This window comes from Burkholderia sp. AW49-1, assembly GCF_053427845.1.
The window spans coordinates 16,902-33,596 of record NZ_JBSAXF010000020.1 but is presented as its reverse complement, the minus strand read 5'-3'; the positions used below and the strand labels follow the sequence as shown (position 1 = coordinate 33,596).

Annotated in this window: 12 protein-coding genes; 1 reads left to right on the top strand and 11 read right to left on the bottom strand. The window is 68.8% G+C overall.

Annotated features, from left to right (window positions below):
* Positions 1–57 precede the first annotated feature (57 nt).
* The 10 genes from ACV22W_RS24860 to ACV22W_RS24815 form a co-directional block, all read right to left on the bottom strand.
* Positions 58–2,319: a molybdopterin cofactor-binding domain-containing protein gene (locus ACV22W_RS24860; protein ID WP_448022278.1), complete on the bottom strand. Its 2,262-nt coding sequence runs from the start codon at positions 2,317–2,319 to the stop codon at positions 58–60.
* On the bottom strand, positions 2,319–2,819 hold the full coding sequence (locus ACV22W_RS24855; protein ID WP_448022277.1) for a (2Fe-2S)-binding protein: 501 nt from the start codon (positions 2,817–2,819) through the stop codon (positions 2,319–2,321). Before ACV22W_RS24855 ends, ACV22W_RS24860 begins: the two co-directional genes overlap by 1 nt.
* Positions 2,816–4,096 (bottom strand): c-type cytochrome, encoded by a 1,281-nt coding sequence (locus tag ACV22W_RS24850; protein ID WP_448022276.1) that lies wholly within the window; start codon positions 4,094–4,096, stop codon positions 2,816–2,818. Before ACV22W_RS24850 ends, ACV22W_RS24855 begins: the two co-directional genes overlap by 4 nt.
* Entirely contained in the window at positions 4,093–4,494 is a 402-nt protein-coding gene (locus tag ACV22W_RS24845; protein WP_448022275.1) for a hypothetical protein, read from the bottom strand. The genes ACV22W_RS24850 and ACV22W_RS24845 overlap by 4 nt, the downstream gene beginning before the upstream one ends.
* Positions 4,495–4,514: 20 nt before the next feature.
* Positions 4,515–5,660: an amidohydrolase family protein gene (locus ACV22W_RS24840; protein WP_448022274.1), complete on the bottom strand. Its 1,146-nt coding sequence runs from the start codon at positions 5,658–5,660 to the stop codon at positions 4,515–4,517.
* Positions 5,657–7,324 (bottom strand): cation/acetate symporter ActP, encoded by a 1,668-nt coding sequence (actP, locus tag ACV22W_RS24835; RefSeq protein WP_448022273.1) that lies wholly within the window; start codon positions 7,322–7,324, stop codon positions 5,657–5,659. The genes ACV22W_RS24840 and actP overlap by 4 nt, the downstream gene beginning before the upstream one ends.
* Positions 7,321–7,680 (bottom strand): DUF485 domain-containing protein, encoded by a 360-nt coding sequence (locus tag ACV22W_RS24830; RefSeq protein ID WP_448022272.1) that lies wholly within the window; start codon positions 7,678–7,680, stop codon positions 7,321–7,323. The genes actP and ACV22W_RS24830 overlap by 4 nt, the downstream gene beginning before the upstream one ends.
* 81 nt (positions 7,681–7,761) lie before the next feature.
* Positions 7,762–8,988, bottom strand: a complete 1,227-nt coding sequence (locus tag ACV22W_RS24825; protein ID WP_448022271.1) for an FAD binding domain-containing protein — start codon at positions 8,986–8,988, stop codon at positions 7,762–7,764.
* Between the two features lies 1 nt (position 8,989).
* The gene (locus ACV22W_RS24820; protein ID WP_448022270.1) at positions 8,990–9,472 is read right to left on the bottom strand and encodes a VOC family protein; all 483 of its coding nucleotides are present in this window, start codon (positions 9,470–9,472) and stop codon (positions 8,990–8,992) included.
* Positions 9,473–9,606: 134 nt separating this feature from the next.
* Entirely contained in the window at positions 9,607–9,879 is a 273-nt protein-coding gene (locus ACV22W_RS24815; protein WP_448022269.1) for a ubiquitin carboxyl-terminal hydrolase 14, read from the bottom strand.
* A 206-nt stretch (positions 9,880–10,085) separates the two neighbouring features.
* Between ACV22W_RS24815 and ACV22W_RS24810 the strand changes: the two genes are divergently transcribed.
* Positions 10,086–11,357, top strand: coding sequence for an NAD(P)/FAD-dependent oxidoreductase (locus tag ACV22W_RS24810; RefSeq protein ID WP_448022268.1), 1,272 nt, complete (start codon positions 10,086–10,088; stop codon positions 11,355–11,357).
* 21 nt (positions 11,358–11,378) lie between these two features.
* Here ACV22W_RS24810 and ACV22W_RS24805 read toward each other — a convergent pair whose 3' ends face one another.
* Entirely contained in the window at positions 11,379–16,463 is a 5,085-nt protein-coding gene (locus ACV22W_RS24805) for a trifunctional serine/threonine-protein kinase/ATP-binding protein/sensor histidine kinase (protein ID WP_448022267.1), read from the bottom strand.
* Positions 16,464–16,695: the final 232 nt, after the last annotated feature.

Genomic DNA, 16,695 nt, shown 5'->3' with positions numbered 1-16,695 from the left:
CCAGCCTGTCGATTGTCGGCGCCGGTGCGTGCCGGCGCGATCGGTTGTGATCCGCGGCTATGCGTCGATGCGTTTCCTGAGCGAATCGCCGGCGAACGGCATTTCGCGCATGCGCTGCCCGGTCGCGTCGAAGATCGCGTTGGCCAGCGCGCCGGCGGTCGGCCCCATCGACGCCTCGGCCGCGCCGAGAAACGGCGCGCCGGGGCGATTGATCAGGTGCACCTTCACGCTTTGTGGCGCGGCCGGGAAACGCAGGATCGGATAGCTGCTCCAGTCGAAACTGCGAATGCGCTGTGTATCGTATTTCAATGCCTCGTACAGCGTCCAGCTCGCGGCCTGCACGATGCCGCCCTCGATCTGGTTGCGGATGCCGTCGGGCGACACGATCTGGCCGGCGTCGACGGCGACTTCCGCGCGGTCGAGCGTCACGTGGCCCGTCTCCGGCACGACCGTGACCTCGACCGCGATCGCGACGTAGCCCATCAGGTTCTTGTATTTGCCGAACGCGAAGCCGACGCCGCGATTGCGTGCACGCGGCGGCCGCGGCCAGCCGAATTTGGTCGCGGCGAGCTGGATCACCTGGCGCGCGCGGTGATCCTCCATGTGGCGCAGGCGGAATTCGACCGGATCGACGCCGGCGGCGTGCGCCAGCTCGTCCATGAAGCTCTCGATGGCCCAGACGTTCGTGTGCGCGCCGAGCGAGCGCATCGCGGAAGTCTGCAGCGGCATCGTCGGCGAGAAGTTGTTGACGATGTGCATGTTCGGCAGCGCGTACAGCGGGATCGCATTGCGATCGCCGCCGCCCTCGGGCTGCAGCATCGGCGTCGACGGCGCGGATACGAACGGCGGCTCGAGCATGCGGGCGGGCAGAAGCCGGCCGGCGTTGACGATGCGCTCGTTGTGCGAACTGCTCCACAGCGCGTAGTTCCAGTCGACAATGCGGCCACCCGCATCGAGCGATGCGCTGAGCTCGGTGACCATCGCCGGCGTGAAGTGGTCCCACGTATGTTCCTGCTCGCGCATCCACTGCACGCGGATCGGCTTGCCGGGCATCGCGGCCGCGATCAGCGCCGCATGCGCGGCCGCGTCGTCCGCGCCGTTGTGCCCGTAGCAGCCGGAGCCCTCGGTATGGATGCAGCGCACGTTCGCCTTCGGCATCGACAGCATTTCCGCGAGCGCGTCGCGCAGCGGATAAACGCCTTGCGAGTGGGTCCACACGGTCAGCGTGCCGTTCTCGAGATGGGCGACCGAACACGATGGCCCGATCGAGCCGTGCAGCAGATAGTTCTTCAAGAACGTGGCGGAGAGCGTCTTCGTCGCCGGCGCGCTCGGCGCATGCGTGCTGGCGATCTCGATGCGTTGGGGCGCGATCCGCTTCAGGTCCGCGTGGACCGTCTCGCGGTCGGGCAGCGCCCGGCCGCCGGACCAGTGACAACCGGCGGCCAGCGCGCGCTGCGCGACCACCGCCTGCCATTCGCCCTGGGCGACGACGGCGAGCATGCTGCCGTTGCGCACGATCCGCACGACGCCCGGCATTTTCAGGATCGCGGCTTCGTCGAACGACAGCAGTTTCGCGTCGTACACCGGCGGCATCACGACCCGCGCATGCAGCATGCCGGGCAGCGTCATGTCCTGCACGTAGCTGACGCCGCCCGTGACCTTGTTCGGAATGTCCACGCGCGGCAGCGACGTGCCGATCACGGCGAACGTGGCCGGCGGCTTCAGCGGCGACGTCGGCGTGGCGTTGCGGTGCAGGTCGACGGTGCGCACCGCGTCGGTGTAGCGCATCGTGCGGCCGTCCGGCGCCTTGATGACGGCGTCGGCGACGGTCAGCGTGCGCGGATCGACGCCGAACTGCTTCGCCGCGCCGTCGACCAGCAGACCGCGCACCTGCGCGGCGGCGTTCAGCAGCGCGGAGCCGCTGTCCGCCATCGTGTGGCTGCCGGCCGTCAGGCCTTCGTCGGGCGACGCGCCGGTGTCGGCGGTCAGGAACGTGATCAGCGAGGGCTTCATGTTCAGCTCCTCGGCGGCCACCTGCAGCAAGGCGGTGCGCACGCCGGTGCCGAGCTCGACCTTGCCGGTAAACACGGTGACCTTGCCGTCGGGCGCGATCTTGATCCACGCGTCCAGCAGCGGGTTGGTCTTCAGGCTGCCGGCCAGCGTTTCGGTGGCCTTGGCGACGTGGACGGCGGCGCCTTCGTCCGCGATCACGACCTCGGCGAGAGCGCGCGCGGCGGGCGCGAGGGTGAACGCGACGAAGAGCGCGCCGGAAACCATGAAGTGCCGGCGGCCTTCGTCGATGTCGTCGGGTGCGTTCATCAGATTTCCTTGTTGATCATGACGGGCGCGGCGGACGGTTCCGGCTCGGGCATCCCCGCGACCTGGCGTACGGCCGCCAGGATTCGCATGTGGGTGCCGCAACGGCACAGGTTCGGTTCCATGTGGGCGCGCAGCTCGTGTTCGGTCGGCTTCGGGTTGCGTTCGAGCAGCGCCTGCGCGCGCATGATCATGCCCGCGATGCAATAACCGCACTGCGCCGCCTGATGATCGATGAACGCCTGCTGCAACTTGCCGGGATGCTCGGCGGTGCCGAGGCTTTCCAGGGTCCTGACGCGACGCTCGCCGAGCGCGGCGACCGGGATCAGGCACGAGAACATCGGCTTGTCGTCGACGATCACGGTGCACGCGCCGCATTGCCCGAGGCCGCAGCCGAACTTCGCGCCGTGCAGGTGCAGGTCGTTGCGCAGCGCGTACAGGAGCGGCGTCGAGGGATCGATGTCGAGCGTGTGTCGCACGCCATTCACGGTGAGGGCGATCATTGCGCGCGGTCCTCCTTTCTGAGCTTCGCGGCGAGGGTGTCGACGCCGGTCCATGCGGCGCGATCGGAATATGTTTCGCGGAGATAGGCGGCGAGATCCGCGATCTGCCCGTCGTCGTACTGGTCGATATAGGACGGCATGTAGTTCAGCGTGTCCTCGCCGTGCCAGCCGATACCGTTGAACATCATCTGGATCGCGTTGCGCGGCGTGTCGGCGGCGATCGCCGTGCTGAACGCGAGCGTCGGCCGCTCGCCGATCGACTGCATCGGCGACGCCGGCCCATGGCACTGCGCGCACGACGCCTGGAACAGCACCGCGCCGCGCTGTCCGGCGGGCGTCGTCGGGCCGTGTCCCGCGCCGGCCGTTGCCGGACGGGCGGGGGCCGGCTTCTGGATGGACAGGATGTACGCGGCGATCGCCTCGACGTCCTCCACCGGCACCGTCGCGAGATCGCGCGTGACCGGCAGCATCGGTCCGGCGGCCGCGACATGCTCGCTCGCGCGGCCGGTGCGCAGGTACGTGACCAGTTGCGCCTGCGTCCACGGCCGGACCGCGTGACCGAGCGTGTTGAGCGGCGGCGCTTCCCAGCCGTCGACGATGCCGCCGTCGAACGCCTTGCCGGCCTGTTCGCCGCCGATCGCATTGAGCGGCGAATGGCACGACGCGCAGTGCCCGAGGCCGTCGACGAGCGCCTTGCCGCGATTCCATTGCGCGGATTGCGACGGGTCGGGCTGGTATGCACCCTCGCGCAGGAACAGCACGTTCCAGAACGCGACCAGCGGCCGGAAGTTGAGCGGGAAGATCAGGTCGTTCGCCGGCGTCTTCGTCTGGACCGGCTCGCGCGTCATCAGATACGCGTATGCGGCCGCGATGTCCTGATCGGACATTCGCGTGAAATGGATGTACGGAAAGGCCGGGTACAGCGGATGGCCGTCGCGGGCGATGCCGCTGCGCAGCGCGCGCGCGAATGCCGCCTGCGACCAGCGGCCGATGCCCGTGTCGGCATCCGGCGTGATGTTGGTCGCGTAGATCGTGCCGAACGGCGTCGCGAGCGGCAGGCCGCCGGCGAACGGCTTGCCGTCCTTCGCGGTGTGACAGACGACGCAGTCGCCGAGCGCGACGACGCGCGCGCCTGCGCGAATGAGCTGCGGATCGAACGACGCGCGCGCGGGCGGATCGATCGGCGCGATCGACGGCCGGTACATGATGCCGATCGCGACCGCGAGGCCGACGACCGCGACACCTGCCGCGCCGAACCAGAGACGTTTGTGCTTCATGCGCGCTCCCGGCGAGCCGGTTCATTCAGCGTCGTGCAATTGGCGAGGCAATGGAAAGGGCGCCGGTCGCGCGGCTCGCACGATGCGGCGCGGATCCGCTTGCCGTGACAGGCGTGCCGGCGTGTGCCGGCAACGGAGGTTGCGGCCGGGGCCGACGGATGGCGATGGCGCATGGCCGACCGGTTCGGCCATGACGAGCCGGGCCGGCGATGGCGATTCGCGGCGGAGTTCATGTCGTCGTTCCAGAAGGTGGGATTGCGCGCGGGCCGTGGCCCGTGCGGCGGATGATGGGGGCAGTCTACGCGGCGGGCGGCGCCGTTACCTGAAACCGCGCTGAAACGTTCTGAACGCAGGCCACGGGCGGGTTTCGGGGTGCGGGCGCGATCGTCGATCGTCATCCGTCCGTGATCTGCGCGCGCTAGATCCGCAGCAGCTTGCCCGCGTTGCCGCCGAGTATCATCGAACGCTGTTCCGCCGTCAGGTCGACGCGATCGAGAAAGCGGACCGGTTGTTCGTAGCCCATGTCGAAGCAGTAGTCGCTGCCGAGCACGAGCCGATCGACGCCGACGTTCGCGATCAGGAAGTCCAGAACGGGCCCGGAATGAGACACCGTGTCGTAGCTGAAGCGCCGCAGATAGCTGCTCGGCTTCTGCGCGAGCCGGCGCGTTTCGGGGCGCACGGTCCAGCCCGCATCGAGGCGTCCCGCGACGATCGGCAACGCACCGCCCGCATGCGGCAACGTGAAGTGCAGGTCCGGGTGGCGATCGAGCACGCCGCCGAGGATCAGGTGCGCGGCCGCGATCGCCGTATCGAACGGATTGCCGAGCAGGTTGCTCAGGTAGAAATCGCCGAGCCGCGCGCCGCCGACCGTTTGCTGCGGATGCAGAAACACGGGCAGGTTCAGTTCCGCGATGCGCGCGAAGACCGGCGCGAACAACGGATCGTCGAGATCGCGGTTGTCGATGTTGGTGCCCATGTACACGCCGCGCACGCCGGGCAGCTGCGCGGCGCGTTCGAGTTCGTCGATCGCGTCGGTCGCGTTCAGCATCGGCAGCGTCGCGAGTACGACGAATCGTGCCGGATGCCGCTGGTAGACGCGCGACGCGGCCGAATTCCAGTCGCGCGCGAGCTTCGCATTGAACGGCCGGTCGCCCCAATACGCCATCGGCACGCTGAGCGACAGCGCCTGAACGTCGACGCCGGACGCATCCATGTCTTCGAGCCGTGCGTCGACGTCGATGAACTTCATCGGCAGTGGCCCGAGGCCGCCGGCGGGCGTCCGGAACGTGAACGATGCGTCGTCGCACGTGAACGACCCGCCGAAGCGCTTGCCCTCGCCGCCGACCAGATCGCAAAAGCTTTCGGGGTAGTAGTGCGCGTGGACGTCGATCGCACGCGGCCTCGGCAGCGACGGGACGGTCGATGCGGCCGGGGCGTTCGCGGTTTCGGCGGCCGATGCCGAACGGCCGGCCACGGCCGTGCCGGCGAGTGCGGCAAACGTGCCGAGCAGGCGTCGCCGGGCCGGCGACGGGCAGCAGGTGCAGGTCAACGTGGCGTCTCTCATGCGGATATCGACTCCTCGAATCGTGCGGCTCGGCCGCGTTGCGTGATGCCCGTTTCGCACGCGACGAGCTGGGTGTCGAACTGCGCGCGCTCGTGCCGCGCACGGGCCGAGCGATCGGTGACGGAGAACAGGACGACGCCGGCGAACGCCGCCGCCATCGAGAACAGTGCCGGGTATTCGTACGGATAGACCGCATGCGCGTGACCGAGCACCGTCACCCACACGGTCGGGCTCAGCACCGTGAGCGTGACGGCGGTGGCGAGCCCGAGCAGGCCGCCCAGTACCGCGCCGCGCGTCGTCAGCCCGCGCCAGTAAATCGAGAGCAGCAGCACCGGAAAGTTCGAGCTCGCCGCGATCGAGAACGTGAGGCTGACGATGAACGCGATGTTCTGCTTTTCGAACGCGATGCCGAGCAGGATCGCGAGCACGCCGAGCACCACGGTCGTCGCGCGCGCCACGCGCATTTCCTCGCGGTCGGACGCGCGCCCGCGGCGCAGCACGTTCGCGTAGAGGTCGTGCGAGATCGCCGACGAGCCCGCGAGCGTGAGTCCGGCGACCACGGCCAGGATGGTCGAGAACGCGACCGCGCAGATGAAGCCGAGGAACACGTTGCCGCCGACCGCATGCGCGAGGTGGATCGCTACCATGTTGGCGCCGCCCGTGACGGCGCCGGACGCATCGTGGTACTGCCGGTCCGGCGCGACCAGCGCGATGGTGCCGAAGCCGATGATGACGATCAGCATGTAGCCGATGCCGACGATGCCGGTCGCATGCAGGATGCTCTTGCGGGCCGCCTTGACGTCGCCGACCGTGAAGAAGCGCATCAGGATGTGCGGCAGACCCGCCGTGCCGAAGATCAGCGCGAGGCCGAGCGACACGGCCGAGACCGGATCGGAGACCAGGCCGCCCGGACGCAGGATCGCCGCATGCTTCGGATGCACGCTCACGGCCTGCGCGAACAGTGCGTCGAGACTGAAGCCGAAACGGCCTAGCACCATGAACGCCATGAACGCCGCGCCGGCGAGCAGCAGCACGGCCTTGACGATCTGGATCCAGGTAGTCGCGAGCATCCCGCCGAAGAATACGTAGACGACCATCAGCACGCCGACGACCAGCACCGCGATCGTGTAGTCGAGACCGAACAGCAGCTCGACCAGCTTGCCCGCGCCGACCATCTGCGACACCAGATACAGCAGCACGATGACGATCGAGCTCGACGCCGCGAATGCGCGGATCGGCCGTTGCCGCAGGCGATAGGACACGACGTCGGCGAGCGTGTACTTGCCGAGATTGCGCAGCGGCTCGGCGATCAGGAACAGGATGATCGGCCAGCTCGCGAGAAAGCCGACCGAATAGATCAGGCCGTCGTAGCCGCTCGTGAACACCAGCGCGGAGATGCCGAGCAGCGACGCCGCCGACATGTAGTCGCCGGCGATCGCCCAGCCGTTCTGGAGCGCGGTGATCCGGCCGCCTGCCGCGTAGTGATCGGCCACGCTGTGATTCTTGCGCGCGGCCCAGCGCGTGATGACGAGCGTCGACGCGACGAACAGCAGGAACATGCCGATCGCGACCGGGTTGTGCCCGTGCGCGAGCACCGCGGGGCTGGCCGCGAACGCCGGCGCCGTGCCGACGGCGGCGATCGATGCGAGGAGCAGGCGTTTCATTGCGCATCTCCGTCGCGAATGGACGCGACGAGCGCGTCGTGGACCGAATTGGCCTGGAACACGTACAGCGCGACCAGCGCGAACGTGACGACGAACATGCCGAAGCCGACCGGGATGCCCCACGGCGTCGGGCGGCCCGGCACGATCGGCTGGCCGAGCAGCGTCGGCGAAAACGCCAGCGTCAGGATGAACGCGAAATAGAGGGCGAGCATGAAGAGCGTCAGCGACCAGGCGAGCAGCCTTCTGCGCCTGACGAGCGTGCGAAAACGGGCATCGCGCAGCAGCGGATGCGGGGCCTGCGCCGGCGAGTCCGGATCGGGTGCGGTGCCGGCGGCGACCGGAAGCGTGTGGTTCACGGTGTCTCCTCGATGGATCGAATGTCGTGGCGGCGGTGCGGGCGTCGCGCGTGTCGTGCGCGCTGCCCGCCGTTGCCGGGCTCAGACGTGCGGCGGCACGGCGGTTTCCCGCATCACGACTTCCGGCGTTCGATAGCGGTCGGCCATTTCGCGCTCGGTGTCGTTTTTCAGTTGCGCCTGCATGTAGGCGCCGAGATGGCGCGCGTGCTGCACGATCGCGACGCCGAACGCCGTGCGCGTTTCGCTGTATTCGTTCAATGCGTCGAGCGTGTCGGCGCGCGTGGCGAGTGACGCGACGAGCGCGAGCGCATCGCAGGCGGCCTTCGTGACGCCCATTCCGCAATGCGGCCGAGCGACGAACGCGGCATCGCCGAGCAGCGCGATCCGGCCGAACGCCATGCGTGGCACTTCGAGGTCGTAGATCGGCTGGAACAGCGGCTGCGTCGCGCGCGACACGACTTCCGCGAACTGCGGCGCGAGCAGCGCGTGGGCCGCGTCCTCGAGATCGGCGAGGACGTCGCGCCGGATCAGCGTCGGCGGAATGCCGCCCGCCCACAGCTTGCCGGTCTCGTCGGTCAGCAGGTTCGGAAGGTCGGTGTCCTCGCTCGTCGCGCGATACCAGACGAAGTTGTAGCGGCGCTCGCCGGGCAGCGTGCTGTTGCCCTGGCCGGCGACCGGATAGCCGAGGATCTGTTCGTGCGGCGGCAGGCCGAATGCGAACTTGTCGAACAGGGTCGTGTGGGTCGCGTCCGACAGCGCGGCTTCGTCGACCAGCCCGCGCCACGCGACGTAGCCCGCGTATTGAAGCCGCGCGTCCGGCACGAGCCGTTCGCGAATCGCGGAGCGGAACCCGTCGGCCGCGACGACGAGGTCGGCGTGCACGACCGAGCCGTCGGAGAGCGTGACGGAAGCGTGCGCCGGGCCGTCCGACACGTCGGTCACGACGGCGCCCGGGTGATAGTGCTGATCGGGCAACGCCGCGCGCAGCACGTGATACATCTTGCTCCACGCGGTGAGCGTCTGCGGCAGCCGGCGCGCCGACGCCACGGCGCCGTCCTGCGACAGCGTGATGCGCGACTCGACCTTGACGCCGATCGATTCGTCGATGCGCACGCCCGCGGCGCGCATCACGTCGAACAGTTCCGGATGCGTGACGATGCCGGCGCCGCGGCCCGACAGCGCCTCGGGCACCCGCTCGTACACGTCCACGTCCCAGCCGTTGCGCAGCAGGAGGTTCGCGGCGAACAGGCCGCCCAGCGAGCCGCCGACGATGACGGCCTTGCGGTGGGTTGAAGTGACGTCGTTCATGTCAGTCTCCGATGGATGCGCGGGCCGCTGCGGCCGCGTCGGGAAGCGCCAGGCCCTCGACCTCGGCGGCAGGGAAGTTGAGTTCGATCGTCACGCCGGACGGATCCTCGATGAAGACCTGGTGCAGCCCGAGGCTCGGCACCGTGCGGTCGCGCCACGGGATGTTCTCGGCGCGCAGCGTGTGCCACGTCGCCTCGACGCCGGTCGCGAGGAGCGCGATGTGATCCACGGTGCCCGTGCCGGTGGCCGGCAGCGCCTTGTCGCCGAGATAGGCCGCGAGCCCGTCCGGGTTGGCCGGATCGACGCCGATGATGTGAACGATTCCGTAGTCGGCTTCGTCGCCGCCCTTGTAGAGCCACGCGCCCGGAAAGTCGAACGGCGGGCGATAGCCGCGTTTGAAGCCGAGCACGCGTTCATAGAACCGGCACGATTTTTCGAGATCGAGCGTGCGGATCGAGTAGTGCGCGAGTCTGGATACAGGCATGGGACACCTCGTGTTTATCGGGCGATAAGTTATCGTTCGATAAATTCTAGTGGAAAAGATCGGCAGGACAAAGCCGCGATCGAGCGGTGTTTACCCGCGGTCGAAAAGGGTGCCGGATGCCGGCGCGCGATGCGCTACGACGCGATCTCGCCGGCCATGACGTCGTCGGCGTAGCACCACACCCAGCGCTCGCCTGGCTCGATCGAACGGGCGAGCGGGTGGCCGGTTTCGTGGAAATGCCGGCTCGCATGCCGATTCGGCGAAGAGTCGCAACAACCGACTTGCCCGCAGCTCAGGCACAGGCGCAGATGCACCCACCGGCTGCCGGACTTCACGCATTCCTCGCAGTAGTCCTTGTCGGTATTCAGCACGCGTGCTTCGGCGAGGTGAGTGCAGGTCGTGGCCATCTTTCGCTCCGATGCCGGCGCCGCAGAGCGCTCGCAGCGCGGCCGGCGCGAAGCTGCGAGCGGAGGTGGACAGGCTTCATTGTGGACGGTCGCGGTGCGAGCGGACCTTAATTCTTATGAAGCGCGGCGGCGCGAAGGCGATGACGACGTACAGTCGCAAGTGCGGCCGACACGAAATGCGGCAACGCGGTCACCGGGAGGGTCTCATGTTGCAGTCTCAGCAGGTCAAGGTCATCGGTTTGCCGAACAGCAAGGAGGCCTATGCAATTCGCGACTTCCTGAAGCGCGGCGTGGTCGAGTACGCGTGGTGCGAACTGACGTCCGACACCGACTGCATGCGCGAGCTGGGCATCGCGCCGCTGCGCGACATCCGGCTGCCGGCCGTCGTCTTTCCGGACGGCACGCGCCTCTACCAGCCGACGCTGCCGGAGATCGCCGCCAAGCTCGGCTGGGTCGCCCGGCCGCGCTTCGTCGAGTACGACGTGTCGATCTACGGCGCCGGCCCGGCGGGCTTGTCGGCCGCTGTCTATGCGGCGTCGGAAGGGCTGCGGGCCGTCGTGATCGAGCGCGATGCGGTCGGCGGACAGGCGGGGACCAGTTCGCTGATCGAGAACTACATGGGCTTCCCGGACGGCATACCGGGCGCCGAACTGACCGAGCGTGCGCGCCAGCAGGCGGTCAAGTTCGGCGTCGAGCTGCTGATGATGCGCGAGGGCGTGCATGCGACGTTCGTCGACGGCAAGATTCGCGTCGACCTGGCCGACGGCTCGATCCTGACCGCGCGCGCGAATATCTGTGCGACCGGCATCGAATACCGCAGCCTCGGTTTGCCCGACGAACAGCGGTTTCTCAACGCAGGCCTGTTCTACGGCGCGGGATCGAGCGAAGCGTCGATGTGCGAGGGCAAGCACGTGTTCGTCGTCGGCGGCGGAAATTCGGCCGGCCAGGCCGTAATGAACTTCGCACGGCACGCACGCGAAGTCACGATGATCGTCCGCGGTGCGTCGCTCGCGGCGACGCTGTCGCGCTATCTGATCGACCGGATCGAGCGCATGCCGAACGTGACCGTCCGCTACGGCACGACCGTCGACGCGCTGCAGGGCGACGATCGGCTCGAGGCGATCGTGCTGCGCACGGAAGACGGCGCGCGTGAAGTGCTGCCGGCCACGCACCTGTTCGTCTGCATCGGCGGTGCGCCGAACACCGAATGGGCACGGGATACGAACATCATCCGCAACAAGGGCGGCTATCTGGTCACCGGCAGCGATCTTTACGACTGTCCGGCATTCCAGCGCGTGTGGCCGCTCGAGCGCCGGCCGTACTTTCTGGAAACGAGCGTACCGGGTTCGTTCGCGGCGGGCGACGTCCGGTCGGGTTCGGTCAAGCGGGTGGCGTCGGCGGTCGGCGAGGGGGCGATGGCCGTGACCTTCGTCCATCGATTCCTGAGCGAGGACGCGCACCGCCAGGGCGGAACCTGAACCGCGCGTTTGCCGCTGGTATCAGCGCGGCGTAGACACCGGCAGCCGGAACGTCATGACGGTACCGTGCCCGTCGCGTGGCGCGGCCTCGAGCGTGCCGCCATGCGCTTCGATGATCGAGCGGCAGATCGCGAGGCCCATCCCCATGCCGTGCGATTTCGTCGTGAAGAACGGGTCGAAGATCTGGTTCGCGATGTCCGCGTCGATGCCGGCGCCGCGATCGGCGATGCAGACGACCGCGTGGCCGTCGCCGACCTGCGATGTGATCTCGAGTTCGCGCGGCGCGATGAGTCCGTCCATCGCGTCGAGTGCATTGGTGACGAGGTTCAGGATCACCTGCTGGATCTGGGTGCGGTCGGCCATCGCGTGCACGCCTGCGCAGTGCAGGTCGACGCGCAGCACCACATGCTTCGCGTCGATTTCCGTCTCGGTGAGACGCAGCATGTCGCGAATCAGGTCGTCGATCGCGACGGGCGCAAGCGCGGGCGGTGCCTGGCGCGCGAGCGATCGCAACGCGCGGACGATGTCGGCCGCACGCACGCCGGACGCACGGATGTCCTCGAGACTCGCGAGCGCCTCGCCGAGGTCGGGTTGCGGGCCGCGCAACCAGCGCAGGCACGCGCCGACGCTCGACACGATGCTCGTCAGCGGCTGATTGATCTCGTGCGCGATCGATGCGGCCAGTTCGCCCATCACCGTCATGTGCGCGGTGCGCGCGAGTTCGGTGCGCGCGTGCCGCAGCTCGGCCTCGGTCTCGACCCGGCGGGCGTTCTCGTCGATCAGTTCCGCGTAGAGCCGCGCGGATTCGAGCGCGTTGGCAGCCTGCGGTGCGAGCACTTCCAGCATCGCGATGCGCCGCGGCGAGAACACGCCGTTGCTCAGTGCATTCTCGAGATACAGCACGCCGATCAGCGCGCCCTGTTTCAATAGCGGCAGGCAGAACAACGAGCGCGTCGGGTGCGCGCGCAGGCTGTCGACGTGGTCGGGAACGCCGTCGCGCTGCGCATTCGCGAGCACGATCGGCTTGCGGGTCCGCGCGACGGTGTTCAGGATCGACAGCGGCACGTCCTGTTCGGTCGGCTCGCTGCGGGCGATGTCGACGATCACGTCGCTGCCCGCGATGCGCGCCACCGCCTCGATGGTCAGCCGGTCGCGCCGGGCGAGCAGCAGCAGGCCATGGCGTGCGCCGGCGTACACGAGCATGTTGCGCATCAGCGTCTGGATCAGGCGCTCCAGCACGATTTCCTCGGACAGCGAGTGGGCCACGCGCATCGCGAGCGCGAAATCGAGATCCTCGCACGCGGGCGCTGCCGGGCCACCCGGCGACGGATCCATCACGAGGAACGGATGCCGCGCTTCCATCGCCAGGGTCTTGCCGGTCGCGCCCCAGCGCCGGTAGCACGCATGGGCGAGCCGCAACTGATGGCGGGCATGGCCGGCGAGCCCGAGCGATGCGGCATGCTCCGCGGCCCGTTCGTGCGCGAGCGCCTGTTCGTGCACGAAACCGCGTTCCGCCGCGAGGCCGGCCGATGTTTCGTACTGCTGCATTGCGGTGACTTGCTCGCCGCGCACGCGCGCGAATTCGGCGTCGATCAGCGCAAGCTTGTTGAGAAACGTACCCGGATTTCGCTCGCTCCACGCCGCGAACCTGGCACGCTGCGGCGCGAAGCGCTCGAGCAGGCGATTGGGCGGCGTTGCGCCGTCGTCGGCCGCGAGGCCGGCCAGCACGCTGAACAGGTGGAAATCGGCAAGCATGATGTGCGCGGGCGTCGACCACGCACTCGATGCGGCCGCTTCGAGCGATTCGCGTGCCGTCGCCGCATCGCCGAAGATGAACGCAGCCTGGCCGACGAGCACGTCGGTCCAGAACGCCAGGACCGACATCGGGGTCCGGGTCGACGCGCGGGCCCGCCACGTGCCGATCCGACGGTCCTGGCCGAACTGCAGCGCGTCGATGAATTCCGATTGGGTGGAGACGAGGTCGACGATGTCGTCGTAGTGCGTGCCGCGCGCGATTTCCAGCAGCGGGTCGATTTCGTCGCGGATCGCGGGCAGCGCTTCACCCATCGACAGCAGATCGCTGACGATGTGGTTGCAGCTGTAGCACATCCAGCGCAGCTCGGCGCTCGCATTGCCCGCGGCTTTCGCATCGCGTGCGCGTTCGAGTGCATAGGACAGCGGCTGCGTCCAGACGCTCACCTGGTCGAGCGCGATCAGCGTGGCGGAGCGATAGCGCTCGAAGCCGTGGCGGTCGACCAGCGCGAGCGCGACCTTGGCGAATTCGAAGCCGTCCTCATACGCGTCGTGATGCTCGGCGATGCTGACGCCATACCACGCGAGCCCCTGCACCGACGCGGCGGTGACGCCGTGGCGCAGCGTCAGCCGCACCATCGTCGCGAAATGCAGCAGCATCAGCCCGCCGCTCGGATAGAACATCGCGGCTTCGAGCGCGGTCAGCAGCGCCATCGCGGCTTCGACGCGCGTGTCGGTCATCACGGGCAGGTCGACCAGATCGGCGATGGCGCGGCCGTCGAGCGCCGTGTGCACGGCCTCGCAGGCCGCCGCGAGATCGGCCTCGGCCGGCTCGGCGGGCAGCTCGACGCCGAGCAGCGCCAGCCCGGCCAGCGCGACGTCGATGGCTTGCCGGTAGTGCGACTCGACCGTGAGCTGCGCGGCCTTCAGCCGATGCGCCTCAGCCCGGTCGGCGGGCGTGCGCGTCCGCGCCATGAGCATGTCGATCGCGTCGGACGCCTGCGCGGTTTCGCCGATCGCGAGCAGCAGGCCGCCGCGCAGTATGCCGATCCGGCTTGCGAGACCGTAGTGTCGCGACCACGCATGCGGGCCGAGCAACGATTGCGCCAGCGCCAGCAACGACAACGCGCGATCGCGCGCGGCGGCCGTGGCGGCGGCCGCCGCGGCGTCGGTCAGCGCGCCCGCGAACGCGAGCGCGAGCGCGTCGTCGAGCGGCACGTCTTTCGCCAGTTCGATCTGGGCAGCCAGTGCCAGCAAGGATTCGGGCGACGGCGCGTTCGCGCGTGCCAGCATCGCGGCGGCGATCCGCGCGTGGCGCAGCGCGCGCTCCGGGCTCCCCGTGAGCGCGTAGACCGCCTCGAGGATGCGGTCGTGAACGAAGCGCCAGCGGTCGCCGGAGAGCGACACGAGGCCCATCTGGCGCGCCGGGTCCAGCCAGAAGCGGAGTTCGGCCAGCGTTTTGCCGGCGGCGGCGCGCAACAGCGCTTCGTCGGTGTCGATGCCGATACAGGCCATCAGCGCCAGCAGCGTTCTCGATTCATGCGGCAAGCGCTGCATCCGGATCGCCAGCAGGCTCACGACATTCTCGGTCTGGTGGTGCGCGTCGATGTCGCCCGCGCTCCATTGCCACGTTTGCAGCACCGGATCGTAGCCGAGCAGTTGCTCGTCGATCAGCGTGCGCAGCAGCTGCTGGATGTGGAAGGGATTGCCGCCCGTCCTGCGATGCACGATGTCGCCGAGCCCGGACAGTCGGCCCGGCGCTTCCCCGAGCATGCCGGACAGCATGCGCGTGACGTCGGGCGCGCCGAGCGGCGCCAGCGTCAACGACGACCGGCGGCCGCGATCGATCTGCTGGAGGAAGCGACGGAACGCCGGCGGGTAGTCGTGCGACGGCCCGCTCCGGTAACCGGCGACGATGCAGCAATGCGCCGGCGGATCGAGCATGATCGATGCGAGAAACGCGAGCGTCGCGTCATCGGCCCACTGGATGTCGTCCAGCGTCATGACGAGCGGTTCGGCCGGCGCCGCGAACGCGCGGAATGCATTCACGACGATCTGGCATAGATGACCTGCCGGAATCGCATCGGTATGGTCGAACGCGACGGGCTCGACATCGAGGAGCCACGCGGTTTCCGGGAAGATCGCGGAGAGGATGCTGGCCTGCCGGCCCACGCGCTCGCGCAGCCGCGCGGCGATCACCGCGATTTCGTCGTCGCGCCTGGCCAGCGCGCTGCCGAACAGCGCGCGCAACGCCTGCAGCACGGGCGCATACGGCCGTGCGGGCTGGAACTGATCGACCTTGGCCGACGTGCACCAGGCCGTGCCGGATGCCGCGCGCGCATGGCGGATGAAGTGTTCGGCAAGCGCGGTCTTGCCGACGCCGGCCGGCCCGTCGATCAGGACGACGGCCGTCTCGCCGGTGCGCGTGACGGCTTCCAGGGTCGCCTCGAGCAGGCGGATCTCCGCGTCACGACCGACCGGCAGGTCGGGCGCGTGCAGACCGGCGAACGGATCGCGGCCGCCGAGCGCGAACGGTTCGACGTGGCCCGCTGCCCGCCAGTCATGCAGGATCCGTTCGAGATCGTGCTGCACCGTTTCACAGGACGGGTAGCGATCGGCGGGCTCCTTGGCGATCAGCTTCAGGATCAGATCGTTCAGGATGACGGGGACGTCGGCGCGAAATGCCGTGGGCGGCGACGGTTGTATCGCCACGTGCGCGTGGACCCAGTCGGACGTCGACGCGGCCTTGTAAGGCATCGCGCCGGTCAGCAGGCGGAACAGCGTGATGCCGAACGCGTACAGGTCGGCGCGCTCGTCGACGGATGCGCCTTCCGACACTTCCGGCGCCGCGTATGCGGCGAAATCCGTGCGCATCGTGCCCGCCGCCGCTTTTTTCGTGCCGCGCTCCCGGGCATGGGCGAACGCGCGGAGCATGACCGTGCCGTCCGGTGCGATGACGAAACTGGCCGGCTGGAGATCGCCGTGCAGCCAGCCGTGCCGATGCAGTTCGCCGAGCGCGCGTGCGGCGCCGATCGCGGTTTCGAGGAAGACGTCGAGCGGCAGTTGCCCGTCCGTCAGCGTGTCGAACGCACGCACGTCCAGGCGCGGATAGACGAGCACCGGGCCGTCGGCCGCACGGATCAGCGCCGTCGGCGCGAGCGCCCGCGCCGGTTCCAGGAGCCCGGCCAATGTGTATTCCTGCTCGAACTGCCGGCAGCGCTGATCGGATACCCAGCCGGTCTGGCACGCCGACCACACATCCCCCGTTGCGGCGTCGGTCAGGTCGAACGTCAGGACGTCGCCCGAGCGCACCACGTTCGACAGGCGGGCGCGCGCGAGCCAGTCGGCATCCATTCGATTCAAGTCGTCCGGGTCACGCAAGGGCTGATTCACGGTTGGGGCAGGCTGGGTGGAGCAGGTCGGAAACGGCTCGCGATGCGGGATCGGCCGGGCTCGGGTCGCGCGCGTCCGGGCGGCGACCCGTGCATTGTCCGTCAGCCCGGCGGATTTTGCAGGCCTCCTGCGCCCCGCCGACCGGTCCATGCCGGACTAAACCTATGGATAATGTTCGCGGCGCCGGTTGCGA